The 25,210-nt window shown below is 72.7% G+C and carries 18 protein-coding genes; 10 read left to right on the top strand and 8 right to left on the bottom strand.

The window, feature by feature from the left end:
• The first annotated feature begins 59 nt into the window (after positions 1-59).
• The 4 genes from GA0070216_RS05860 (at position 60) to GA0070216_RS05850 (ending at position 5,795) form a co-directional block, all read left to right on the top strand.
• Positions 60-1,625 (top strand): Na+/H+ antiporter, encoded by a 1,566-nt coding sequence (locus GA0070216_RS05860; protein ID WP_091240090.1) that lies wholly within the window; start codon positions 60-62, stop codon positions 1,623-1,625.
• Between the two features lie 527 nt (positions 1,626-2,152).
• Entirely contained in the window at positions 2,153-2,323 is a 171-nt protein-coding gene (locus GA0070216_RS34390) for a hypothetical protein (protein ID WP_176738847.1), read from the top strand.
• A gap of 179 nt (positions 2,324-2,502) precedes the next feature.
• A complete protein-coding gene (locus GA0070216_RS05855) occupies positions 2,503-4,236 on the top strand; it encodes a pectinesterase family protein (RefSeq protein ID WP_245722325.1) in 1,734 nt (577 codons plus the stop codon).
• Between the two features lie 203 nt (positions 4,237-4,439).
• Positions 4,440-5,795 carry a carbohydrate-binding protein gene (locus tag GA0070216_RS05850; protein WP_091240087.1) on the top strand — a complete coding sequence of 452 codons (1,356 nt, stop codon included), beginning with the start codon at positions 4,440-4,442 and terminating at the stop codon, positions 5,793-5,795.
• 154 nt (positions 5,796-5,949) lie between these two features.
• On the opposite strand, the gene GA0070216_RS36010 is transcribed toward GA0070216_RS05850, so the two are convergent.
• The 3 genes from GA0070216_RS36010 to GA0070216_RS05835 all read right to left on the bottom strand — a co-directional run bounded on the left by GA0070216_RS36010 (position 5,950) and on the right by GA0070216_RS05835 (position 11,965).
• Entirely contained in the window at positions 5,950-7,806 is a 1,857-nt protein-coding gene (locus tag GA0070216_RS36010) for a right-handed parallel beta-helix repeat-containing protein (protein WP_091240082.1), read from the bottom strand.
• A 226-nt stretch (positions 7,807-8,032) separates the two neighbouring features.
• Entirely contained in the window at positions 8,033-10,183 is a 2,151-nt protein-coding gene (locus tag GA0070216_RS05840; protein WP_091240079.1) for a carbohydrate-binding module family 20 domain-containing protein, read from the bottom strand.
• Positions 10,184-10,495: 312 nt separating this feature from the next.
• Positions 10,496-11,965 carry a pectinesterase family protein gene (locus GA0070216_RS05835; RefSeq protein ID WP_245722324.1) on the bottom strand — a complete coding sequence of 490 codons (1,470 nt, stop codon included), beginning with the start codon at positions 11,963-11,965 and terminating at the stop codon, positions 10,496-10,498.
• A gap of 204 nt (positions 11,966-12,169) precedes the next feature.
• On the opposite strand from GA0070216_RS05835, the gene GA0070216_RS05830 reads away from it, so the two are divergent.
• From GA0070216_RS05830 to GA0070216_RS05805, 6 genes are read left to right on the top strand one after another with little or no spacing between them, the layout of a single operon-like run.
• Positions 12,170-13,102, top strand: coding sequence for an STM4015 family protein (locus tag GA0070216_RS05830; RefSeq protein WP_218108136.1), 933 nt, complete (start codon positions 12,170-12,172; stop codon positions 13,100-13,102).
• A gap of 6 nt (positions 13,103-13,108) precedes the next feature.
• Positions 13,109-14,059 carry an STM4015 family protein gene (locus GA0070216_RS05825; RefSeq protein ID WP_091240073.1) on the top strand — a complete coding sequence of 317 codons (951 nt, stop codon included), beginning with the start codon at positions 13,109-13,111 and terminating at the stop codon, positions 14,057-14,059.
• A gap of 1 nt (position 14,060) precedes the next feature.
• Entirely contained in the window at positions 14,061-15,266 is a 1,206-nt protein-coding gene (locus GA0070216_RS05820) for an STM4014 family protein (protein ID WP_176738846.1), read from the top strand.
• Positions 15,254-16,057 carry an STM4013/SEN3800 family hydrolase gene (locus GA0070216_RS05815; protein WP_091240948.1) on the top strand — a complete coding sequence of 268 codons (804 nt, stop codon included), beginning with the start codon at positions 15,254-15,256 and terminating at the stop codon, positions 16,055-16,057. Before GA0070216_RS05820 ends, GA0070216_RS05815 begins: the two co-directional genes overlap by 13 nt.
• The gene (locus tag GA0070216_RS05810; RefSeq protein ID WP_245722323.1) at positions 16,054-17,379 is read left to right on the top strand and encodes an STM4012 family radical SAM protein; all 1,326 of its coding nucleotides are present in this window, start codon (positions 16,054-16,056) and stop codon (positions 17,377-17,379) included. Before GA0070216_RS05815 ends, GA0070216_RS05810 begins: the two co-directional genes overlap by 4 nt.
• The gene (locus GA0070216_RS05805) at positions 17,376-18,368 is read left to right on the top strand and encodes an STM4011 family radical SAM protein (RefSeq protein ID WP_176738845.1); all 993 of its coding nucleotides are present in this window, start codon (positions 17,376-17,378) and stop codon (positions 18,366-18,368) included. Before GA0070216_RS05810 ends, GA0070216_RS05805 begins: the two co-directional genes overlap by 4 nt.
• A gap of 12 nt (positions 18,369-18,380) precedes the next feature.
• On the opposite strand, the gene GA0070216_RS05800 is transcribed toward GA0070216_RS05805, so the two are convergent.
• The 5 genes from GA0070216_RS05800 to GA0070216_RS05780 are packed head-to-tail and all read right to left on the bottom strand — an operon-like array spanning position 18,381 to position 25,090.
• Positions 18,381-19,874 carry an MFS transporter gene (locus tag GA0070216_RS05800; protein WP_091240066.1) on the bottom strand — a complete coding sequence of 498 codons (1,494 nt, stop codon included), beginning with the start codon at positions 19,872-19,874 and terminating at the stop codon, positions 18,381-18,383.
• Positions 19,871-21,655, bottom strand: a complete 1,785-nt coding sequence (locus tag GA0070216_RS05795) for an IucA/IucC family protein (RefSeq protein ID WP_091240062.1) — start codon at positions 21,653-21,655, stop codon at positions 19,871-19,873. Before GA0070216_RS05795 ends, GA0070216_RS05800 begins: the two co-directional genes overlap by 4 nt.
• Positions 21,652-22,218: a GNAT family N-acetyltransferase gene (locus GA0070216_RS05790; protein WP_425413139.1), complete on the bottom strand. Its 567-nt coding sequence runs from the start codon at positions 22,216-22,218 to the stop codon at positions 21,652-21,654. Before GA0070216_RS05790 ends, GA0070216_RS05795 begins: the two co-directional genes overlap by 4 nt.
• A 5-nt stretch (positions 22,219-22,223) precedes the next feature.
• Positions 22,224-23,516 (bottom strand): lysine N(6)-hydroxylase/L-ornithine N(5)-oxygenase family protein, encoded by a 1,293-nt coding sequence (locus GA0070216_RS05785; protein WP_091240055.1) that lies wholly within the window; start codon positions 23,514-23,516, stop codon positions 22,224-22,226.
• Between the two features lie 23 nt (positions 23,517-23,539).
• Positions 23,540-25,090 carry a pyridoxal phosphate-dependent decarboxylase family protein gene (locus GA0070216_RS05780; RefSeq protein ID WP_091240052.1) on the bottom strand — a complete coding sequence of 517 codons (1,551 nt, stop codon included), beginning with the start codon at positions 25,088-25,090 and terminating at the stop codon, positions 23,540-23,542.
• Between the last annotated feature and the right edge of the window lie 120 nt (positions 25,091-25,210).

Genomic DNA, 25,210 nt, shown 5'->3' with positions numbered 1-25,210 from the left:
ATTCCCCCGCGTCGCCGCCGACTTCGTACCAGCATGTCGGGTGGAGGCGGGAGGGTGCCGTGGAGGTCCTGGTCCTGATCGTGGTGCTGGCCGCCACCGTGCTGGTCGGCACCACCATCGGCAGCCGGTACCGGGTGGCCCCGCCGGTGCTGCTGATCACCATGGGCGGGCTGCTGGCGCTGTTGCCGCCGCTGTCGGAGGTGGTGCTCGAACCCGAGGTGGTGCTGCTGCTCTTCCTGCCCGCCGTGCTCTACCGGGAGAGCCTGGTGATCAGCCTGCGGGAGATCCGGGCGAACCTGCTGGTGATCGCCTCGCTGGCGGTGGCGCTGGTGGTGGTGACCATGGTGGCGGTGGCGCTGGTCGCCAAGGGGCTCGGGATGAGCCCGCAGGCGGCCTGGGTGCTCGGCGCGGTACTCGCCCCCACCGACGCGGCGGCGGTGGCCGGCCTGGCGAAGCGGATGCCCCGCCGGATCCTGACCACGTTGCGGGCGGAGAGCCTGGTCAACGACGGCACCGCGCTGGTGCTGTTCTCGGTGACGGTCGGGCTGATCGTCGGCGGCACCGCGCCGGGGGTGTTCGGCTTCCTGGGCCGGTTCGTCGGCTCGGCCGCGGGGGGTATCGCCGCCGGGCTGGCCGTCGGCCTGGTCGTGGTGCTGATCCGCCGCCGACTGGACGACCCGCTGCGCGAGGGCGCGCTGAGCGTGCTCACCCCGTTCGCCGCGTTCCTGCTCGCCGAGGTGGTGCACGCCAGCGGGGTGCTCGCCGTCGTGGTCGCCGGGCTGCTGCTGTCGTACGCCGGGCCACGGGTGATCCGGGCCCGGTCCCGGCTGTTGGCGTACGCCTTCTGGGACCTGTCCACCTTCCTGATCAACGGCGCGCTCTTCGTGCTGCTCGGGATGCAGATCCCCCGGGCGGTGAACCACGTGACCAGCACGTCCCTGGTGCGGTCGGTGACCATCGCCGCCTCGGTGACCCTGATGGTGGTGGTCGTCCGGCTGGTGTGGTTGCAACTGTTCTCCTACGGCCTGCCGGTGGTGGGTCGGGGTGCCGGGGTGAGCCGGCGGGTCCGGGTGGCGGCGGGCTGGGCGGGTTTCCGGGGGGCGGTGTCGCTGGCCGCCGCCCTCGCGGTGCCGGTGACCACGGCCACCACGCACCTGCCGGTGCCGGAGCGGGACCTGATCATCTTCTGCACCGCCGTGGCGATCGTGTCGATCATGGTGGTGCAGGGCACCACCCTGCCGGCGGTGGCCCGTTGGGCCGGCCTGCGCGGCGACGAGGCACGCGGCGACGAGGTGCGGCACGCCCACCGCCGGGCCACCGAGGCGGCGTTGACGGCACTGCCGGACGTCGCCGCCGAACTCGAGGTCGACCGGGAGGCGGTGGACCGGTTGCGCGCCGACTACCAGCGGCATCTCGACCTGGTGACGGCGACCAGCGACGGGCCGGACGCCGACCGGGTCCAGGAGCTGGACGACCGGCTGCGGCTGGGCGTGCTGGAACACAAGCGCCGCGAGGTGACCCGGTTGCGCGACAACAACGAGATCGACGACAGCGTGCTCCGGGAGGTGCAGGCGACGCTGGACATCGAGGAGATCCGCCTGCTCGGCCCCCAGACCGAGGACTGACCACACCACGCCGAGAGCACCCGCCGAGAAGATGTCGGCAACGCCGAGTCGCAGCGGAAGAGGCAGCGGCCGGGGGCCGGGTGTCGGAGTCGCACGCGCTACTGCCGCCGGCACCCATCATCAGCGGATCAGCGTGGCGGCGACATCGGCGGGACCCGACCGGGGCCTCCACGCGGTGACGAGGGCACGGAAAGCGACGGCGGCGCTGACGCAGTTGCGGTACACGCACCCATCTGGCGGTACGCGCGGGACATCGAGGACTCCATCGCCACCGGTCGCCGTCGCGCGAGCACGGACGAGTTGGCGGATCTGGCCGAGGTGACAGGGGCTGCACCCCCCTGACTGGTACGGCACACCCGAGTGGGTGAGAGGCGGTCCTTGCGTCGCATTACTCGCACCTGCCCCATCACCCTGAGTCACGACAGCCCATGCCCCGGTCGCCTGCTCGTTGAAGTAGGTGACGGACGCGGGACACGGCGTGATGTTCTTCCAGGATCTTGTCGCCGCGCCCCACCAACGGAGGCGGCATGCGAGACCAGGGCGACAGGGCGGCAGCGAGCCGGGGCGAGCAGATCCAGGCGGCGGAACACGAGGAAGCGAAGCAACGGCTTCTCGCCCAGGCCGAGAAGGAGCGGATACCGGCCGAGGAGACGACCCGGGCCGTGCCCGACCGGCGGTGGCGTCGTGGACAGCAGTGAGTCGCCGCCGGTGGACAACGGTGACGTACCGGCGGGGGCGACGGATGAGCTTCGTTCGACGCCGGTCCTCCGGGGCCGAACGCATTGACAGTCGTGCGCGGGCGGGGCTACGGTGCGCCAGGAAAGCGCTTTCACGCACTGCTCCCCACCTCCCTTCCGGCCCCGGAGGTCCACCCGTCATGCGCAGAAACCGCCGACGATCCCTGCCCGCCGTTGCCGCTGCGGCGCTCACCACCGTGCTGCTGACCCTCAGCCAACTCGGCGGGGCCCAGGTCGCGCACGCCGCCACCCTGTTCAGCGACGACTTCGCCGACGGCGACACCGCCGGCTGGTCGAAATCCGGTGGCTCGTGGTCGGTGGCCTCCGACGACAGCCCGGCGTTGCAGCAGGCCAGGGGCGACACCGCCGACGCCCGGCTGTTCGCCGGCAGCGCGTCCTGGGCCGACCAGGCCGTCCAGGCCCGGGTGAAGCCGATGACGCTGGGCAGCACCGGCATGGTCGCGCTGCTGGCCCGTGCCAGCGGTGCGACCAGCTACTACCGGCTCGCCCTGCTCCCCGGCGACCAGGTCCGGCTGGAGGCGGTACGCAGCGGCCGGGCCACCCCGCTGGGCACGGTGTCCCACCCGGTGACGACCGACGCCTGGCACACCCTGCGGATCGAGGTCGCCGGGACGGCGGTACGCGGCTGGGTCGACGGCGTCCCGGTCGGCTCCGGCACCGGCACGCTCACCGCGACCGGCCGGATCGGCGTGCAGACCGGTCACGCCACCGCCCGCTTCGACGACGTGGTGGTGACCCGGGGCGGCACCGCCCCGACCAGCCCACCACCGAGCCCCACCGCCACCCCGACCAGCGCGACTCCGAACCCCAGCAGCACCCCCACCGCCACCCCGTCGGGCACTCCGCCTCCCACCAGCCCGACGCCCACACCGACCGGCACTGCGCCGGCCGACGGGTCCTCGGTGGTCGCCCGGGACGGCAGTGGGGATTTCACCAGCGCGCAGGCGGCGGTGGACGCGGTGCCGGTGGGCAACGCGAGCCGGTACACCATCACCATCCGGCCGGGCACCTACCGGGAAACGGTGACGATCCCGGCCGGCAAGCCGTACGTGTCGTTCGTCGGGTCGACCGGTGACGCCCGGGACGTGGTGATCGTCTACGACAACGCCTCGGGCACCCCCAAGCCGGGTGGCGGCACCTACGGCACCTCGGGCAGCGCCTCGGTGACCATCGACGGCAACGACTTCACCGCCCGGCACCTGACCTTCGCCAACGACTTCGACGAGGCGGCGCACGACTACGGGGCCGAGCAGGCGGTGGCCGTGCTCACCCGGGCCGACCGGCTGGTCTTCGACGACGTGCGGTTCCTCGGCAACCAGGACACGCTCTACCACAACAGCGCCAACGTCGACGCTGTCGGCCGGGCGTACTTCCGCGACTGCTACGTCGAGGGCGATGTCGACTTCGTCTTCGGCCGGGGCACCGGGGTCTTCGACCGCTGCGAGATCCGGTCGCTCAGCCGGGGTTCGAGCAGCAACAACGGGTACGTCACCGCCCCCTCCACGATGATCGGCAACCCGTACGGGCTGCTCTTCACCGGTTGCGTGCTGACCACCGACTCGGCGGCGGCACAGAGCGTGCACCTCGGCCGGCCGTGGCATCCGAGCGGGGACGTCAACGCGATCGGGCAGGCGGTGTTCCGCGACAGCGTGCTCGGCGCGCACGTGAAGGACTCCCCGTGGAGCGACATGTCCGGCTTCTCCTGGCGGGACGCCCGGTTCGCCGAATACCGCAACAGCGGTCCCGGGTCGACGGTCACCACCGACCGGCCACAGTTGACCGACACGCAGGCCCCGACCTACACCCCGCAGCGGTACCTGGCCGGCGTCGACGGCTGGAATCCGATCCCCTGATGCGCACTGTCGCCCGCCGCGACCCGGTCGTGGCGGGCGGCAGTCCGACCCGCCGGGCAGGTCCGGCCGCTGCTCGGCACGGCCCCGCCGGCCAGTCCGACCCGCCGGGCAGCACGGCCCTGCCGGCGGCCACCGCTTCACCGGGCATTTACACTTAACAAAGTTAACTGATAGCCTCCCCGCCATCGACGAGGAGGTATGTCATGCGACTTCGACCCGGGACGACGGCCGTGCTGGCCGGCGCGGTGCTGCTCGCCGTCGCACTGCCCGCAGCGAACGGTGTGGCCGCGCCGACCACCACCACGGGTGACGCCAGCGCCCTGGTGGCCTGCTCCGCACCGGCCTGGGCCGAGGGCGTCAGCTACCCGGCCGGCACCCGGGTCAGCTACCTCGGCCGTCGCTACGAGTCGCTGGTGACCCACACCCCGCCGGCCGGCGCCGGCTGGAACCCGGCCGCCGTCCCGGCGCTCTGGCGAGACCTCGGCGTCTGCACCGGAACGCCCTCCCCCACGCCGTCGCCGACACCCACCGTCACGCCCACCCGCCCCCCGACCCCGACCGCCACGCCCACCCCCGGCACGACGACGCCGCCGCCGGACGGCACGGGCTGCGCGCTGAAGGCCCGGCCGGCCGGCAAGGTGCTCCAGGGCTACTGGGAGAACTGGGACGGTGCGGCCAACGGCGTCCACCCGCCGCTGGGGTGGATACCGATCACCGACCCCCGGATCACCGGGCACGGCTACAACGTCGTCACCGCCGCCTTCCCGGTGATCCGCGCCGACGGCACGGTGCTCTGGGAGGACGGCATGGACGCCACCGTCAGGGTCCCCACCCCGGTGGAGATGTGCCAGGCCAAGGCCGCCGGTCTGACCGTCCTGCTGTCGATCGGTGGGGCCACCGCCGGCATCGACCTCGGCTCGGCGGCCGTCGCCGACCGGTTCGTCGCCACCGTGGTGCCGATCCTCAAGCGGTACCACTTCGACGGCATCGACATCGACATCGAGACCGGGCTGACCGGCAGCGGGGACATCACCCGGCTGTCCACCTCGCAGGCGAACCTGATCCGCATCATCGACGGGGTGCTGGCCCAACTGCCGGCGGGCTTCGGCCTGACCATGGCCCCGGAGACCGCCTACGTGACCGGCGGTAGCGTCACCTACGGCGCCATCTGGGGCGCGTACCTGCCGGTCATCAAGCGGTACGTCGACAACGGGCGGCTCTGGTGGCTGAACATGCAGTACTACAACGGCAGCATGTACGGCTGCGCCGGTGACTCGTATCCGGCCGGAACGGTCGGCGGCTTCACCGCCCAGACCGACTGCCTCGACACCGGCCTGGTCATCCAGGGCACCACCATCCGGGTCCCGTACGACAGGCAGGTGCCCGGCCTGCCCGCGCAGCCGGGTGCCGGCGGCGGTCACCTCGCACCGGCCTCGGTGGCCCAGGCGTGGAACACCTACCGGGGCGGCCTGAAGGGCCTGATGACCTGGTCGGTGAACTGGGACGGGTCCAAGGGCTGGACCTTCGGCGACAACGTCCGCACCCTCCAGGGGCGCTGAGGCCGCCGTCGAGCGACGCCGCGCCGCCCGGCCGGCCGGCCGCCGACCACGCCGGTCGGGGGCCGGCGGCCCGGTCCGCCGGGTGGGTCGGGCCGCCGGGTGGGTCGGTCGCGCTCCCGCCGGTGCGGACGGGAGCACGGCCGGGTCGGGTGGCTCAGAGCCGGGCACCCACGTCGGCAGCGTCGGCCGGACGCAGGAACGTCGACGTCGGGATGGACCCGTCGGCTGCCCGGGGCCCGGTGATCGTGGCCGGGTCGGTGCTGGCCAGCGGCCAGTCGCCGCCGAGGTTCCAGGAGTTGTCGGCCCCGGTCGAGGAGCCGGGCGAGACGTCGGGGGTGTTGCCGACCGCCAGATTGCGGTGGAGCTGGGAGGTGGAACGGGAGACGTCGAAACCGGCCCTGCCGTTGCGCCACGCGGTGTTGCGGTCGAAGAGCAGCGTGCCGGGGTTGCCGTTGTCGATGAACCCGCCGGCCGAGTTGCCCCAGGCCATGCTGTTGCGGGTGACATGGTCGACGGCCGGGCGCGGGTCGTTGCCGCCACCGTGCTTGAAGCCGTTGCCGTCCCCGGCGTAACCGGGCAGGTTCCAGTAGTTGTAACCGTTGTCGTAGGCGACGCTGTCCTCGATCAGGATCGGCGACTGGAACAGCCAGGCGTCGAACCCGTCGTCGGAGTTACGCCAGAGCCGCGCGCCGCTTACCCGGTTGTCGAGGCCCGAGCCCTCCTTGATGGCCAGCCCGTCGGCGCTCTCGCCGTTCTTACGGGGATCCCGGTTGCCGTAGCTGTCCAGGTTGATGATCCGGTTGCCGCTGGACGCGCCCTGCAGGTGCAGTCCGGACTCGTAGTTGTCCCGGGTGACCAGACGCTCGTACCTGCCGTAGTTGGTGTCGACGCCGAAGATGCCGTACGGGCCGTGGACGATCTCCAGGCCGACGAACCGCCACCAGTCCGCCTCGACGTGCAGCACACCCCGGTCGGCCCGGGGAATGCTGGAGCCCACCGCGCCCGGCGTGTACGGCATGTTCTCGCCGTCGATGACCACCTTCTCGCCCTGGTGGTTCATCAGGGTGATCGGATGGTCCGGGGTGCCGTCCTTGAGGATCTTGATGGTGCTGGTCGGCGCGTAGGTGCCACCGCGTACCGCGATGGTGGTGCCGGGCTCGGCCAGGTCGTGCGCGCGCTGGATGGTGCGTAGCGGCCGGGCCAGCGTGCCGGGGTTGGCGTCGTCGCCGTCGGTGGCGACCACCAGCACGACGGTCCCGGGCGGCGGCACGGTGGGTGGCGGGGTCAGCGGCGGTGTGGTGGCCGGCGGGGTCACGGGCGACGTGGTGGCCGGCGGGGTGACGCTCGGTGACGGGGTGTCGGTGTGGACCGGCGGTGTGGTCGGCGGGATGTCGGCGTTCCTGACCAGGACGTCGTCGAAGGATGCCGACGAGTACGCGGTCTGCAACCCGATCCGGCCGGCCCCGATCAGCGAGCTGGTGACCTCGCCGACGAAGACCCCGTCGACGCGGCCCCGCACGGTGCCGCCGGTGACCTCGACGGCGAGGGTGTGCCAGGTGCCGGTGGCCACGGGGTGGGAGATGCCGGCCAGCACGGTGACCGCGCCGCCGTTCACCGCCTGCAACTGCACCTGGTTGCCGGGCAGCAGCGCCAACCGGTAGTAGCGCGTCGCCCCGGCCGCGCGGGCCAGCAGGCCGACCTGGCCGCCGGGGCCGAGGCTGAGCGGTTTCACCCTGGCCTGGACGAGGTAGTCGGTCCAGCCGGTGCTGCCGGTGAAGAGCCGGGCGTTCTCGCTGCCGACGTTCGACTGCCGGACGGCCGGGGATCCGTCGGTGACGACTCCCCAGGTGCCGCCCGACTTCGACCAGCCGGCGGTGTCCCCGTCGGCGAAGTCGTCGCTGAACATGGTGGCGGCGGAGGCGGTGGTGACCGGTCCGACCAGGAGGGTGGCCACGGGAACGAGCACCGCGGCGAGCAGCAGGGCCAGCCGGCGCTGGCGGGACGGGCGCATGGGACGCACCTCCGACGGGGTGGGGTGGTGGCGGCGGGTAGAGAAAGCGCTTTCCGGACGATACGAGCAAGAATCGACACCCGTCAACCTTTGGTCTCGGGTCCGGCCCACGGTCCCGGTCTCGGGTCCGGCCCACCCGCCGAGGCGGCGTCGGTCCGGTGCCCCGGCCCGGACCGGCGCGACGGCCGACCCCTGGAGAGGGACCGGCCGCCGCACCCGCCCGATGTCACCGCCAGGTGTCGTTGCTGCTCCACGTGCCGGTAGACGGGATCGTGGCGCTGCGGTTGTCGCCGGACTCCCAGGTCACCGTGCCGTCCGGGTTCTTCTTGAGGTACTTGTAGTCGACCGTCGTGTTCGCCGGCAGGTTGACCGTGGCCCGCCACAGCGGATAGGCGGCCGAGGAGAGCGCCACCGCGTTGGCCGGGTTCCACGAGCCCAGCGCCGCGACGCTGCCCACCAGGAAGACGTTCTGCCCGTACGAGGTGGTGGCGCTGACGGTGAAGGATGCGCCCTGGGTGCCGGCGGGGTCGCCCCGGAAGGTGTCGGTGACCGTCGAGGTGCCACTGGTCGGCGTGGTCACCGTCCGGTTGCTCCCCGACTCCCAGGTCACCACGCCGGCCGTGGTCTTCTTGAGGAACTTGAACTCCACCGTCGTGGCCGCCGGCAGGTTGACCGTGGCCCGGTAGACCCCACCGCCCTGTGCGGTCAGCTTGACCGCGCCGGCCGGGGCCCACGAACCCAACGCCGGGACACTGCCGACGACGTAGGCGTCCTGGTCACCGGCGAGGGACACGGTGACGGTGAAGGTCGTGGCGACCGTGCCGGCGGGGGCGGTCGGTGTGGGCGTGCTGCCGCCCTTCGCGTTGGCGTGCAGCGCCACCGCGCCGTTGGCGGGGATCTGCACGGTGGCCCGGCCGCCGGCGACGGTCACCGTCGTGCCGGTGCAGCCGGCCCCGCCGCGCGCCCCGGAGATGACGTCGCAGTACGACCCGTCGGCCAGGCCGGTGGTGAAGGTGGCGGTGCTGGCGGAACCGGAGTCGTTGATCCCGATCCAGGCCCGGTCACCCCGGTGGAAGCCGATGACGTTGCTGTTGACCACGGTGAAGTCGGAGACGGTCCGGACCGACTTCGCGGTGTTCGCCCAGCCGACCATGCCCTTGATGCCGGTCGACCGGGTCAGGCAGTTCCAGCTGTTGCCGCAGACGGTGTCGGTGACGTAACCGTTGCCGTCGGCGGGCGGCGACTGGTTGCGGTCGGACCAGGAGAAGCTGTCGTAGACCGACGGCTTGCCGTGCGGGTAGGCCAGCGCGAAGTAGTTGGCCAGGGTGTAGTCGCTGCCGTTCCGGTAGGACAGCACCACCCCGTCGCGCTCCAGGTCGTGGTTGGTGACCATGGCGAACACGTTGGCGCTGGGCGCGTCGAGGTTCCAGCTCCCGACGTTGGCCAGGTTGGCGATCGAGCCCTGGAAGGCCGACTTCAGCCCCTTGGCGTACCCGAAGTCGAGCACGTCGCCGTTGCCGATGAAGGCGCGGGCCTTGAGGGCGTCGTTGCTGGCGCCGTCGAAGATCTCCTGGGCGACGTACGGCCGCTTGTTCTCGGCGGTGGTGTTGCGCAGCTTGCCGAGGATCGCGGCGAAGTCGTCCTTCTTGACGTGCTTGACCGCGTCCACCCGGAAGCCGTCGACGCCGAGGCCGATCAGGTCGTTGAGGAAGCCGGCGATCTTGGTGCGGACGCTGTCCTTCTCGGTGTAGAGGTCGGTCAGGGACAGCAGCTCGCAGCTGGTCACCTGGGTCTCGTTGTCCCAGTCGTTGATCGCACCGGAGGTCGGGCAGTTGTCACCCGGGCGGTGGAAGTCGCCGGTGCCGTAGGGCACGGCCGGGAAGCTGTAGCCGGGGCCGGAGAAGTCGGTGCCGGCGTACCCGACGACCGACTCGGCGTTGTTGGTGCCGGCCATGTGGTTGACCACCGCGTCGACGTACACCCGCACGCCGGCGTGGTGGCAGGTGGTGATCATGTCGGCGAACTGCTGGCGGGTGCCGAACCGGCTGTCCAGCCGGTAGGAGGCCGGCTGGTACACCTCATACCAGGGGTGTACGCCGTCGGCGCTGGTGGGCAGGCTGATCGACTCCTGCGGCGGGGCGACCTGGACCGCGCCGTAGCCGGCCGGGCCCAGGTGGTCGGTGCACGCCGAGGCGACGGAGCGCCAGTTCCATTCCCAGAGGTTGGCGGTGACCTCGCTGTCGTTGAGGGCCACGGCGGCGGTCGCGGGGGCGGTGGCCGGCAGTGCGCTCAGCGCGGCGAGGGAGGAGGCGGTGACAGCGAGGGCGAGGAGACCCCGTCGCAGACGGGTTCCCCGGGGGACGCGGGGTGTGGACATCGGGAGTGGACCTGCTTCCGGGGGTCGAAGAGGCACTGGTGGGTGTGGACGGCTGTCCGGTGAGAAGACGATGCGGCACCCATGAAAGGTTTTGCAAGACCTTGCGGCAAACTCCTCGACACCCACCGGCAATGATCCGCAAGACATTGCAGCTTCGGTACCGGTCCGTGCCGCACCAGCGCCGCGCCAACTCCGCCGCGCCGTTGCCCTGCCGTTCCCCCGGCCGGGCCGTTCCCCGCGTCAGGCACCGACGCGGGGAACGGTCAACACCAGATGACGCTCAGTCGACGCCGCGCTTCCCCGGCAGGATGCTCACATCGGGTTCCAGCCGTCGCTGCCCGCGAGGTACCGCTGCGGGGTATAGGTGGCGGCCTGGGCGTCGCTGAGCTGGGGACGGTTGCCGTTCGTGCCGGCACCGGGCCCGGTGTTGCGGTACTCCCGGAACCGCGCGTTCTGCCATACGTTGCCGGACATGTCGGTCCACGGCTGGGCGGTCTTCATGGTCGCGCTGAGCGACGACTCCCGATAGAGGACCTGGGCGTCCGGCCCCCACGGACGGCCGAGCTGGGTGGTGTTGTTCGTCGCGCCGGTGATCGTCGAGCGGTAGATCAGCATCCCGTACGTCTTGCTGGCGGCCGTCCGGGCGGCGGTGATCGGCCCACCGGTCGACCGCTTCTCGTAGATCGAGGTGCTGTCGATGACGATCGTGCCGCCGCCGAAGATGAAGTCGACGGTGCCCTCCACGTAGGAGCTCACCACGTACGCCCGGGTCTTGTCGTTGACCAGGAAGGTATCCTGGTCGCCGAGGAGCCGGACGTTGCGCAGCACCGCCCGGTCGGCGTTCAGGTGCAGCGCGACCGCCTGCTGGTCGACCCCGGAGGAGTTCTCCACGAAGTCGTTGGAGATGGTGAGGTTCTCGGCGACGAAGTTCGCCCCGTCGACGAACATGCTGGCGCTGTTGAAGGTGCCGTAGGTGGTGCCGTCCGGCTTCCGGGTGCCGGCGGAGTTGTTATAGACGAGCACGACGTTCGACGGTGCCGAGCCGAGCCCCCGCAGGGTGATGTTGGGCTTGTTCGACGCCACCCGGACGACCTCGCGGTAGGTGCCGGACTTGATGGTGATGGTGGCCCGGCTCGAACTGTTCGCCGGCACGGCGTCGATGGCGGCCTGGACCGTGCGGTATCTCCCGGTGCCGTCCGACGCCACCGTCGGCGTCCCGCTGGTCGGGGGCGGCGTGGTCGGCGGCGGGGTGGTGGGGGGCGGGGTGGTCGGCGGCGCGGTGGTCGGCGGCGGGGTGGTCGGGGGTGCGGTGGTCGGGGGTGCGGTGGTCGGCGGCGGCGTGGTCGGGGGTGCGGTGGTCGGGGTGGTCGTGCCGGTGCAGGCGGTGCCGTTGAGCGTGAAACCGGCGGGGTCGGGGTTGCTGCCGGTCCAGGTGCCGTTGAACCCGACGTCGAGGCTGCCGTTGGTGGCGATAACGGCGTTGTAGTCGAGGTTGGTGGCGACCACGTTGCCGCTGGCCGGGCTCGCGGTGAAGCCCCAGGCGCTGGTGACGGCCTGCCCGGCGGGGAAGGTCCAGCCCAGACGCCAGCCGTTGACGGGGTCACCCAGGTTCTTGATCGTGATGGCGGCGGTGAAGCCACCGGCCCACTGGGAGCCGACCTGGTAGGTGACCTGACAGCCGGCGGCGGCCTGCGCCGAGACGGCGGTGACGACACCGGCGACGAGGGTGGTGGTGACGGCGGTGGCGACGATGAACGCCGCCCGCCGGGTGCGATTTCTCACGAGCGAACTCCCCGGGGTATCCGAACACGGACAGCCGTGGGAGCGCTGACACGAGACTCGCACACCCGCCTGCCGCTGTAAAGCGTCACCGGCCCGGCACTCCGCGTGGAAGCCCGGCCGCCGGGCCCCGCCGGCACTGATCATCGTGTCGGGCGGGCCTGTTACGGTCGCGCCGCTGTCACACCAGTCGAGCCGGAGGTAGGCGTGATCCGTTCGCACATGTCGTCGTTCGCCGGAATGCCGGTGGTCCCCTTCACACCGGGGATGACCCTGCCCGACGATCCGTCGGCCGTCGCCTGGCGGCTGGAGGTCGAGGACTTCGAGGCCGAGCCGGAGGAGTTCGCCGGCCTGGTCGCCGCGCTGCGGGCGGAGGTCCCCGGCGAGGCGGTCCGCGCGCTGGTGGTCGGCGAGTGGGGCTCCACGTACGAGCGGGCCCTGCCGATCGACCTGCTGACCGACGCGGCGAAGGACTGGACCGCCCTGCGCGCGGTGTTCCTGGCCGACCTGGTGAGCGAGCAGTGCGAGATCTCCTGGATCACCCAGGGCGACCTCACCCCGCTACTGGCCGCCTATCCGGACCTCGAGGTGCTGTGGGTACGCGGGGGCAACGAGCTGAGCCTGCAACCGGTGCGGCACACCGGGCTGCGGGAGCTGGGCTTCCAGACCGGCGGCCTGCCGGCCGAGGTGACCCGCGCGGTGGGCGACTGCGACCTGCCCGCGCTGCGCCGGCTCGACCTGTGGCTGGGTCGGCAGGACTACGGCGGGGACACCGGCGTCGACGACCTGGCCGCCATCCTGGCCGGGGACCGGCTGCCGGCGCTGCGGCACCTGGCGGTGTGCAACGCCGAGTTCGCCGACCACATCGCGCAGGCGGTGGCCACCGCCCCGGTGGTGCCCCGGCTGGAGGTGCTCGACCTGTCGATGGGGGTGTTCACCGACCCCGGCGCCGAGGCGTTGCTGGCCGGGCAGCCGCTGACCCACCTGCGCCGCCTCGACCTGCACCACCACTTCCTCTCGCCCGAGGTCGCACAGCGGCTGGCGGACGCGCTGCCCGGCGTCCAGGTCGACGTCTCCGAGCCGCAGGAACCGGACGAGTACCACGGCACCGTCTACCGCTTCACCGCGGTCGGGGAGTGAGCGTCGATGACTTTCGGTTCCCACGCCGAGACGTTCGCCGGCCGGCCGGTGGTCGAGTTCCCCGCCGACGGGCCGCTGCCCGTCGTGGACGGCGAGGTCTGCTGGCGGATCGCCGACTGGCACTTCGACGGGAACACCCGGCAGGACACCCTGTCGGCGCAGTTCCGGGACCGGTTCGACCGGTTCGTCGAGCAGGTCGGTGACCGCGTCGAGGCGCTGGTCGTCGGGGCCTGGGGATACGCGGCGTTCCACCACGCCCCGATCGCCCAGCTCTGCGCGGCGGCTCCCCGGCTGCCCCGGCTGCGGGCCCTGTTCCTCGGCGACATGGTCACCGAGGAGTGCGAGGTCTCCTGGATGCGGGTCGGCGATGTCAGTCCGTTGCTGACGGCCTACCCGGAGCTGGAGGTGCTGCGGGTACGCGGCGGCGAGAACTTCGCCTTCTCCCCGGTGCGGCACGAGCGGCTGCGGAAGCTGTCGGTGCAGAGCGGCGGGCTGTCCCGGGAGTTCGTCGGCGCGGTGCTCAGCTCGGAGCTGCCCGCGCTGCACCACCTGGACCTGTGGCTGGGCACCGACGACTACGGCGGGAACACCACCGTGGCCGACCTGGACGCGTTGCTGGCCGGCAGGCTCTTCCCGGCGCTGCGCCGGCTCGGGCTGCGCAACGCCGACATCACCGACGATCTCGCCGCCGCGCTCGCCACCGCCGCCGTGGTGCCCCGGCTGGAGCGGCTCGACCTGTCGCTGGGCACCCTCTCCGACGACGGCCTGGCCGCGCTGCTCGCCGGGCAGTCCCTGACCCACCTGTCCGCCCTCGACCTGCACCACCACTACCTGTCGGAGGAGGCTGCCGACCGGGTGGTCGCCGCGTTGCCCGGCGTCGAGGTCGACGTCTGCGAGCCGCAGGAACCGGACGAGGACGACGGGGATTTCTACCGCTACACGGCGGTGTCGGAGTGACATGCGACTGACCGTGGTGGGCAACCCCGACAACCGGCGGGTCGCGTTGTTCCGGCGGTCCGTGCGCGAGGCGGGGTTGCCCGACCCGGCGGTGCTGCCCTGGGCGCGGGTGCTCACCGGGTCGGCCCCGCCGGACGCCGATGCCCTGGTTCGGGTCGACTCCCCCGGCGAGGACGCGGAGGTGGACCGGCTGCTGCGCGGCGCGGCCACCCCCGCCCGGCACGGAGAGCTGATCGGCCTCGCCGACACGTACGCCGGGCTGGTGGCCGGGATGGGCCGGGTGGCCGCCGGGGGCGCGACGCTGCTCAACCACTCCGACGACGTGGCGGCGCTGTGCGACAAGCGCCGCTGCCACGCGCTGCTGTCGGCCGCCGGGGTGCCGGTGCCGGCGGCGCTGCCGCCGGTCGAGGGCTATCCGCAGTTGCGGGCGGCGATGGCGGCGGCCGGCTGGCCCCGGGTGTTCGTCAAGCCGGCACACGGGTCGTCGGCGGCCGGGGTGATCGCGCTCGCGGTCGGGCCACGCCGGGTGCAGGCGGTCACCCCGATCGAGATCGCCCCGGACGGGCTGTTCAACTCGCTGCGGCTGCGCCGCTACGACGACGAGGCGACCGTCGCGGCGCTGGTCGACCGGCTCGCCCCGGAGGGCCTGCACGTGGAGCAGTGGCTGCCCAAGGCCGGGCTGGCCGACCGGGTGGTCGACCTGCGGGTGGTGGTGGTCGCCGGCCGGCCCACCCACGCCGTGGTCCGGGCCGCCCGGGGACCGCTGACCAACCTGCACCTGGGCAACGCCCGCGGCGACCTGGACGCGCTGCGGGCGGCGGCCGGCCCGGAGTCCTGGGCGGCGGCGATGCGGACCTGCGCACAGGCGGCGGCGTGCTTCCCCCGGTCGCTGCACGTCGGGGTCGACCTGATGTTCCTGGTGGGCTGGCGACGGCACGCGGTGGCCGAGGTCAACGCGTTCGGCGACCTGCTGCCCGGGGTGCTGACCGACGGCCGGGACACCTACGCCGAGCAGGTGCACGCGCTGACCAGCGGCCGGTGGGACCGGTGGCGGGCGGCAGCACCGGCCCGCCCGACCGGCGACGACACGGCAGCGACCGGGCCGGCCGGGCGCGACGCGGTGGCCGGCCCGGCGACGGGGCCGGCCCGCCCGACGGCCGGCGGACCGGCGACGACGCGGCGGGAGGAGGTCGGATGCGCACGCTGATCGGCAGTCACGACATCTGCCTGGTCACCCTGGACACCTTGCGCTTCGACGTGGCCGCCGAGCTGGCCGGGGCGGGGCGGACCCCCAGGCTGGCGCGGGTGCTGCCCGGTGGGCGGTGGGAGCGACGGCACTCCCCCGCCAGCTTCACCTACGCCGCGCACCACGCCTTCTTCGCCGGCTTCCTGCCCACCCCGGCCGGCCCGGGCCGGCACGAGCGGCTGTACGCGGCGGCGTTCCCGGGCAGCGAGACCGCCGGCGGGGACACCTGGGTCTTCGACGCCCCCGACCTGCCCACCGCGCTGGACAGGGCCGGCTACCACACGCTCTGCCTGGGCGGGGTGGGCTTCTTCAACCGGCGCAGCCCGCTCGGGGCGGTGCTGCCCGGCCTGTTCGCCGAGGCGCACTGGGAGCCGGAGTTCGGGGTCACCTCCCCCACCTGCCTGGACGCCCAGCTCGACCGGCTGGCCGAGGTGCTGCCCGGCCAGCCGGTCGACCGGCCGGTGTTCACCTTCCTCAACGTCGCCGCGCTGCACCAGCCCAACCGGCACCACCTGCCGGGCGCGGCGCAGGACAGCCGGGACAGTCACGCCGCCGCCCTGGAGTACGTCGACTCCCGGGTCGACCGGCTGTTCGCCCTGCTCACCGGCCGGGGGCGGCCGGTGTTCACGATCATCTGTTCCGACCACGGCACCGCGTACGGCGAGGACGGCCACACCGGCCACCGGATCGGCCACGACGTGGTGTGGACCGTCCCGTACGCCCACTTCACTCTGCGACCGGGGGAATGGTGACCAGCGCCGACACGGGCCTCGACGGCTCGCCGTACCAGCAGTACCTCTACGCGTACCCGCACAAGACCTCGTACCGGGCGTTGCGGCCCCGGCCGCTGCTGGCCGACGTGTGGCGGGCCGAGGCCCGCGACGCGCTGTTCCTCTATGTGCACCTGCCGTTCTGCGAGATGCGCTGCGGCTTCTGCAACCTGTTCACCCGGGCCAACGCGCCGCAGGAGCAGGTGACGGCCTACCTGCGGCAGCTGCGCCGGCAGGCCGAACGGGTCGCCGACGCGCTCGGCGACGACGCCGGGTACGCCCGGGTGGCGTTGGGCGGGGGCACCCCGACCTATCTGACCGCCGACGAGCTGACCGAGCTGTTCGACATCGTCACGGGCACCTCGGGGGCCCGGCTGCCGGGCGTACCGCTGTCGGTGGAGACCTCACCGGCCACCGCGACGCCGGACCGGCTGGCGGTGCTGGCGGCGCACGGGGTGCACCGGGTGAGCATCGGGGTGCAGAGCTTCCTCGACGTCGAGGCGCGGGCCGCCGGCCGCCCGCAGCGGCGCGTGGAGGTGGAGGCGGCGCTCGGCGCGATCCGCGACGCGGCCGTCCCGGTGCTGAACATCGACCTGATCTACGGCATCGACGGGCAGACGGCGGCGACCTGGCAGGAGAGCCTGGACGCGGCGCTGGCCTGGCGGCCGGAGGAGCTGTATCTCTATCCGCTCTATGTCCGGCCGTTGACCGGGCTGGGTCGGCGGGCGCACGGCCGGGCCGACTGGGACGCCCACCGGCTGGCCCTCTACCGGCAGGCGGTGGAGATCCTCGGTGCGGCCGGCTACCGCCAGGAGTCGATGCGGCAGTTCCGCCGCGCCGACGTGCCGGCCCCGGACGGGCCGGACTACTGCTGCCAGGACGACGGCATGGTCGGGCTCGGGTGCGGGGCGCGCTCCTACACCACCGCCCTGCACTACTCGTTCGACTACGCGGTCGCGGTGTCGCAGGTCCGGGCGGTGCTGGACGACTACCTGGCCCGCCCGGCCGACGACTTCCGGTGTGCCGAGTTCGGCTTCGCCCTCGACGGCGCCGAGCAGCGTCGCCGGTGGCTGCTCAAGTCGCTGCTGCGCGCCGAGGGGGTCGACGCGGCGGCCTACGCCGCCCGGTTCGGCCGGCCGCCGGGCGAGGACTTCCCCGAGCTGGGGCGGTTGGCCGCCCGGGGCTGGGCCCGCGCCGACGGGTTGCGGCTCACCCCGGCCGGGCTGGCCCGCTCCGACGCGATCGGCCCGTGGCTGACCTCCGCCCGCGTCCACCAGGCGATGACCGGGTACGTGCCCCGATGACACCCGCCACCCCGCTCCCGCTGCACCCGGTCCCACCCCGGGCGGCCCTGCCGGTGCAGCCCGTCGCGTCCCGGGCGGCGCAGCCGAGGTGTGCCGGACCCGCCGACGTCGGGGCGGAGCTGGCGGTGCTCTACCGGGGGCCACTGGCGAGCTGCAACTACGACTGTCCGTACTGCCCTTTCGCCAAGCGGGTCGACCCGCCGGAGCTGCTGCGCGCCGACCGGGCCGCGCTGGAGCGGTTCACCGGTTGGGTGGCGGCCACCACCGACCGGCGGCTGTCGGTGCTGTTCACCCCGTGGGGCGAGGGGCTGACCCGCAGCTGGTACCGGGACGCCATGGTGTCGCTCTCGCACCTGCCGCACGTGGATCGGGTGGTCATCCAGACCAACCTGGCCGCCCGGGTGGACTGGCTGGCCGACGCCGACCGGGCGACGGCGGCGCTGTGGACGACGTACCACCCGGGGCAGGTCGCCCGGGACCGCTTCCTCGCCCGCTGCGCCCGGCTGTCCGCGCTGGGCGTGCGCTACTCGGTCGGCGTGGTCGGCCTGCCCGCACACCTGGCCGAGGCGCGGGCGCTGCGCACCGCCCTGCCCGAGGCGGTCTACCTCTGGGTGAACGCCGCCGACGGGCACCACTACTCCGCCGAGGAGGAGGCGGCCTGGACGGCGCTGGACCCGCTGTTCGGGTGGAGCGTCCGTGCGCACCCGTCGCTCGACCGGCCCTGCCACGCCGGGGAGACGGCGATCTCGGTCGCGGGTGACGGCACGGTGCGCCGCTGCCACTTCCGGCCCGCGCCGATCGGCAACCTCTACGACGGATCGTGGCGCGCCGCCCTGAAGCCCCGGGCCTGCGACGCCGCGCTCTGCGACTGCCACATCGGGTACGTCCACCTCAAGCCGCTCGGGTTGCGTGACGTGTTCGCCGGTGGGGTGCTGGAACGGATTCCGGCTGCCTGGCCGGTGGGGACGGCCCCGGGTCCCGCTCGCTGAGGGCCCCGACGCTCAGCGGGTGCGCTCGGCGCGGCGCAGCAGCCCGGCGGCGAGCAACCCACCGGCCAGGACCGCCACCGCCCCGGCGGTCTGCCCGGTGACCAGCGCGGACGAGAAGGCGTCGGTCACCTGCGCCCGTTCGCTCTCGCCTCCGGCGGCGGCCAGCGCGGCCGGGTACGACCCGGCGCCGGCCACCACGATCGGCGCCAGCGCGGCGAACCGGGCGTTGAGCACCGCCCCGAGCACGGCGATGCCGAGGCTGCCCCCCACCTCGGCCATGGTGCCGTCGATCCCGGCGCCGACGCCGGCCTTCGACGGTGGGATGGCGCTCATCACCGCCTCGACGATCGCGGGATTGGCCAGGGCGCAGCCGAAGCCCATCACCAGCAGTCCGGTCAGCAGCACGCCGTAGCCGTCGGAGCGGACGTGGGTGACCAGGGTCAGGCCGGCGGAGAGCAGCACCATGCCCAGCGCGATGGCCCCGGGCACCCCGAGCCTGCGGATCAGCCGGGTCGCGATGCCGCCCAGGTTGAGCAGCACGATGGACAGCGCGAACGGCACCATCCGCAGCCCCGCCTCCCAGGCCGGGTAGCCGCGGACGAACTGGAGGTCCTGGGTGAGCAGGAACAGCGCGCCGGTGGAGCCGAAGGTGATCAGGACGACCCCGGTGACCGCGCCGACGAACCGGCGGTCGGTGAAGAAGTGCATGTCCAGCATGGGGGCGGCGATGCGCCGTTCCCACCAGACGAACGCGGCGAGCAGCAGCACGCCGCCGCCGGCCGCGCCGAGCACCGCCGGAGCGGTCCAGCCGCGTCCGGGGCCGTCGATGATGGCCCAGACCACGCCGGTGAGGCCGGCCGTGGACAGCAGCACCCCGCCGATGTCGGGTCGCCCGCCGACCGGGTCCCGGGACTCCGGCACCAACGCCCGGCCGGCCACCAGGCAGATCAGCACGATGGGCACGTTGACCAGGAAGATCGCACCCCAGGGCAGGTGGGCGAGGATGATGCCACCGATCGGCGGGCCGGCGGCGTAGCCGAGGGCGCTGGTGGCCGCCCAGATGCCGATCGCCCGGGACCGCTCGGCGCCGTCGAAGACCTGCATGGCGACGGCCAGGGTGGCGGTGACCAGCAGCGCCCCGCCGATCCCCATGCCGGCGCGGGCGGCGATCAGCTGGTCGCCGGAGCGGGCCAGCCCGGCGGCCAACGAGCCGACGCCGAACAGCACCAGGCCGGCGACGAGCATCCGGCGTCGGCCGTACCGGTCGGCGGCGCTGCCGGCGGTGAGCAGCAACCCGCACTGCACCAGCGCGTACGCGTTGATCATCCACTGGATGTCGGTGGTGCTGGCGTCCAGTTCGGTGGTGAGCACCGGCACCGCCACGGTGAGCACGGTGTTGTCGAGCACCACTGTCAACTGGGCGAGGCAGAGCACCGCCAGGATCAGCCAGCGCGACCGCAGCGGCACCGCCGGGCCGGGCCGCACGGCGGACAGCGCGGTGCTCATCGGGGCGGGGCGTGACGGGCGAGCGGGTTGGTCAGGGTCCCGGCGAACTGGAGCGCCGCCGACGGGTCGGCGAGGTCGACCATCTGCTGGTTGTTGCGCAGTTGCAGCCGGTTGAGGCAGGACAGGGTGAACTCCTCGGCGAACAGGTCGTGCCGGCGCAGCCGGTCGGCCAGGTGCGGCACGCGGGCGGCGTAGTCGGTCGCGCAGTCGGCGACGGTACGCCAGAAGTCGTCCTCGTCGAGCACCCCCTCGCCGGCCAGCACGGCGTTGAGGTGGCGGAAGAAGCTGTCGAAGACGTCGGCGAAGATGGTCAGCAGCTGCTCGTCGTCGGGGATGGCGACGCGGACCCGCTGCACGAGCGGCGGCAGGTCGACGTCGGGGTCCATCACCACGATCTCCTCGGCGATGTCCTTGAAGATCACCCGCTCGACCACGCCGTCGTGCAGCACCAGGATGACGTTCTCACCGTGCGGCATGAAGGCCAGCCGGTGGGCGTAGAAGCTGTGCAGCAGCGGCACCAGGTAGGCGTCGAGGTAGCGGCGCAGCCACTCCTGCGGGGGCAGGCCCGATTCGGCGATCAGGGCGGCGGCGAGCGACCGTCCGTCACGGTCGGTGTGCAGCAGGGCGGCCATGGTGGACAGCCGCCGGCCGGGGGCCAGGCCGGGCACCGGGCTCTCCCGCCACAGCGCCGCGAGCATCTTGCGGTACGGCGAGTAGCGGTCGGTGGCCACCTCGTACTGCGGGTGGCGGTAGCCGACGGCGGCCCGCTCCCGCAGGATCGTCAGCCCGGTGCCGGCGAGCACCGGGTCGCCGGTGACCAGGTCGACGAGCCAGTCGTTGATCGCCGGGGTGGCCTCCATGTAGGCGGCCGACAGGCCCCGCAGGAAGCCCATGTTCAGCACGGACAGGGCGGTCTTGACGTAGTGCCGGTGCGGGCTGGTGGCGTTGAAGAAGGTCCGGATGGACTGCTGCGCCAGGTACTCGTCCGGCGCCTCACCGAGGCAGACCAGGCGCTGCCGGGCCACCTCACCGGCGAAGGTGACCGCGAGCCGGTTCCACCACTGCCAGGGGTGCACCGGGATGAGCAGGTAGTCGTCCGGGTCGACACCGGCGTCGGTCAGCGTGGCGGCGAACCGGGCCAGGGTGTCCGGGCCGAGTTCGGTGCGCAGCAGGGTGGGGTAGTCGAGGTCGGCGGCGCTGCTGAAGGTGGCGTGGTCGCGGTGCGCGGCGAGCCAGATCAGCCGGACCGGTCGGCCGGCCTCCGGGGCGTACGCGTGGTATTCGTGCACGCCGAACCCGATCCGGCCGTTGTTGGCCACGAAGCACGGATGCCCCTCGGTCATGCCGGTCTCGATCGCCTGGAAGTCGGCGCGGGCCAGTTCGGCCGCGCCCAGCGCCGGCCGGGCCAGCTTGTACGCGGTGCCGGCCAGGGTGGAGGTGATCTCCTCCAGATAGACGGGGAGCACCTGGTCGGTGAGGCCGAGCGTGCCGCGCAGTTCGAGGCAGAGGTCGACGGCGTCGGGCGGCAACTCCTGGTCGCCGCGTCGCCGGGTGATGCTGTCCGGGTCGATCTGCCAGTGGTCGAGGGCGAAGCGGCGGGCGGTGAAGTGGTAGTCCACCGTGCCGTCGTCGGTGCGCACGACCCATCGCCCCTCGCCGGCGGGGGCGGGTGTGACCAGGCGTTCGTGGGCGAACTCGGCCAGCGCCTTGCCGACCAGCAGCCGGTTGGCGTGGGCCCAGGTGGCGGGGGTCAGGTGGGCCACGGAAGCGGCGGGGTTCACGCGGGCAGGTCTCCTCGGGTGGCGGCCAGGAACTGGTCGCGGGTGCAGACGCTGAGCAGGGCGTCCTTTTCCGGCTTGCGGATCGGGCCGACGGCGGTGAAGCCGACGGCGGCGTTGAGGGCGTGCACGGCGGTGTTGCGCACGTCGGGTTCGACCACCACCCGTCGGGTGTCCGGGTCGGCGAAGAGCCAGTCCAGGACGGTGGTGATGACGGCCCGGGTGAAGCCGTGCACCGGCTGGTCGGTGGGCGCGCACAGCAAGTGCATGCCCACGTCGCCGTCGACCGGCGGGTAGAGGCCGACCAGTTCCACCCGGGCCGGATCGTAGCGTTCGGCGACGAACGCCGGCTCGCCCCGCCACAGCCCGAGGTACGCGTCGTGGTGCGGGTGGTCGGCGATCCCCCGGTACTCCCGGGCGACCCGGTCGACGTCGGCGTCCTGCATCAGCCAGAACGCCGACTTCGGGTGGGTCACCCAACCGTGCAGCAGCCCGGCGTCGCCCTCCGGGTCGAGGGTGCGCAGCGCGAACTCGCCGAGCGCGGGATCGTGCCGGCGGTACACCACGTCGGTCACGAGGTGCCGCCGGCCGGGACCCCGAACTCCTGGAAGGCGATCCGCTCCTCGATCGGATAGTGCTCGCGCCCGGTCAACTCCCGGATGATCCAGGAGTTGCGGTACGGGCCCATGCCCAGGTCGGGCGAGGTGATGCTGTGGGCGTGGGTGCCGGCGTTCTGGAGGAAGACCCCCCGACCGGTGTGGTCGATGCTGTAGTTGCGGGCCACGTCGAACCGGCCGTGGGAGTCCCAGCGCAGCCGGTCGTGGATCGGGGCGAGGAACTCCGGCACCCGGTAGTGGTAGCCGGTGGCCAGCACCAGCCCCTCGGTGTCGAGGGTCAGGTCGCGGTCCTGCTCGATGTTGCGCAGCCCGAGTCGGTAGGTGCCGGCGGTCTCGTCGTACCGGGCGCTGGTCAGCTCGGTGTTGGTCAGCAGCCGGGTCGGCACCGGCCCGTGCACCCGGTGGGCGTAGAGCAGGTCGAAGATGTCGTTGATCAGGTCGGCGTTGATCCCCTTGAACAGGTTCTTCTGGGTGCCCTCCAGCCGGTAGCGGGTCTCCTCGGGCAGGGCGTGGAAGTAGTCCACGTAGTCCGGTGAGGTCATCTCCAGGGTGAGCTTGGTGTATTCGAGGGGGAAGAAGCGCGGCGACCGGGTGACCCAGTTGAGCTGGTAGCCGTGGCTGCCGAGGTCGGTGAGCAGGTCGTGGTAGATCTCGGCGGCGCTCTGTCCACTGCCGACGACGGTGATGCTGCGCTTGGCGCGCAGCGCCGACCGGTGTTCCCGGTAGCGGGAGTTGTGGATGACGTCACCGCCGAGGCCCTCACAGGCGTCCGGGACGTGCGGCGGGGTGCCGGTGCCGAGCACCAGGTGCCGGGCCCGGTGGGTGACCCGTTCGCCGTTCACCACGGCGTGCACCACGTACCGGTCGTCGGCGGGGTGGTACTCGACGGAGGTGACCCGGTGGCCGAAGCGCACCGAGGGCAGTTTCGCGGCGGCCCACCGGCAGTAGTCGTTGTACTCGTGGCGCAGCGGGAAGAAGCTCTCCCGGATGTAGAACGGGTAGAGCCGCCCGGATTCCTTCAGGTAGTTGAGGAAGGAGTAGGGGGAGGTCGGGTCGGCCAGGGTGACCAGGTCGGCGATGAACGGCGTCTGCAGCCGGGTGGCGTCCAGCAGCATGCCGGGGTGCCAGTCGAAGTCGTCGCGGGCTTCGAGGAACAGGCCGTCGAGATCGTCGAGCGGCGCGGTCAGGCAGGCCAGCCCGAGGTTGTACGGGCCCAGCCCGATGGCGATGAAGTCGGGGGTCGACACAGGGGTTTCTCCAGGGCGGGTGGTCAGCCGACGGGGCTGGACAGCTCGGCGGTGGCGCAGGTGCGGGCGTACCAGCCGGCGTGTTCGGCGATCAGGTCGAGCACGTGGGCGATGTCGTCGAGGGTGGTCTCGGGGTTGAGCAGGGTGAGCTTGAGGTGGTGTGCGCCGTCGACCTTGGTGCCGGCGACGAGGGCGGCGCCGGAGGCGGCCAGCGCCTCGCGGGCGTACAGGTTGGCGTCGTCGACGACGTCGCGGCTGACACCGGGCGGCAGGTAGCGGAACACCACCGTACTCAACTGCGAGCGGGTGACCACCTCGAAGCGGGGGTCGTCGGCGAGCAGCCGCCAGGCGGCGGCGGCGAGGTCGATCACCTCGTCGAAGAGCGCGCCGACCGCGTCCGCGCCCATGATCCGCAGGGTGAGCCAGAGCTTGAGGGCGTCGAACCGGCGGGTGGTCTGCAGGCTCTTGTCGACCTGGTTGGGGATGCGCCGCTCGGCCATCCGGGCCGGGTTGAGGTAGTCGGCGTGCCAGGTGGCGTGGCGTAGCACCCGCCGGTCGCGGACGATCAGGGCGCTGGAGCTGACCGGCTGGAAGAACGACTTGTGGTAGTCCACGGTGACCGAGTCGGCCCGTTCGATGCCGGTGAGCAGGTGCCGCCGGGTGGGCGAGACCAGCAGTCCGCAGCCGTACGCGGCGTCGACGTGCAGCCAGACCCCGACGGCGGTGCAGATCTCGGCGATCCGTTCCAGCGGGTCGATCGTGCCGAAGTCGGTGGTGCCGGCGGTGGCGACCACGGCCAGCACGGTGTGACCCTCGCGGCGGCACCGGTCGAGGGTCTCGGCCAGTTCGTCGGTACGCATTCGTCGGCCGGCGTCGGTGGCGACGGTGAGCACCGCGTCGGCGCCCAGGCCGAGCAGCTTGGCGGCCTTCTGGACGCTGAAGTGACCGGCGGTGGAGGTGATGATCCGCAGCCGGGACAGCACCTCGGGCCGACTGGGCCGGTCGGTGCCGCCGCCGACGATCCGGGCGTACGCCTCCTCCCGGGCGAGCAGCAGGGCCTGCAGGTTGGACTGGGTGCCGCCGCTGGTGAAGACGCCGTCGGCGGCGGGGCCGAAGCCGATCCGTTCGGCGGTCCAGTCGACCAGCCGGCGCTCGATCAGGGTGCCGCCGGCGCTCTGGTCCCAGGTGTCCAGGGAGGAGTTGACCGCGCTGAGCACCGCCTCGCCGAGCAGGGCGGGGATGACCACCGGGCAGTTGAGGTGGGCCAGGTAGCGGGGATGGTGGAAGTAGACCGCGTCGCGCAGGTAGACGTCGTGCAGTTCGTCGAGGGCGGCGGTGGTGTCGCCCAGCGGACGGTCCAGGTCGATGCCGGCGACCCGGGGGGCCAACTCGTCCGGGGTGACGCCGGTCCCGGGTCGGTCCACCTCGGCCACCCGGGCGGCCACCCGCTCGATGCCCTGGACGACGGCCCGACGGTAGTCCGCGACGGTGCCGGCGTTGAGCAGGTGGGCGCGGGGCGGGACAGGGCGCGGGGCGGTCACGGGGGCCTCGACGGTGGATCCGGGCAGGCTCATGGGCAGTCCTCGACGGTCGGTGACGGACACGCGGGGCGACGGGCGGCGGGGACATGGGGCGTCCTGGTGGCCCAGTTGATCTACAAGTTAGGCTACCCTAACCTAAAATCATGTCAATGC

Origin of the sequence: Micromonospora matsumotoense (genome assembly GCF_900091525.1) — a bacterium.
Lineage (GTDB): Bacteria > Actinomycetota > Actinomycetes > Mycobacteriales > Micromonosporaceae > Micromonospora > Micromonospora matsumotoensis.
This window is presented reverse-complemented; position numbering and strand designations above follow the sequence as displayed.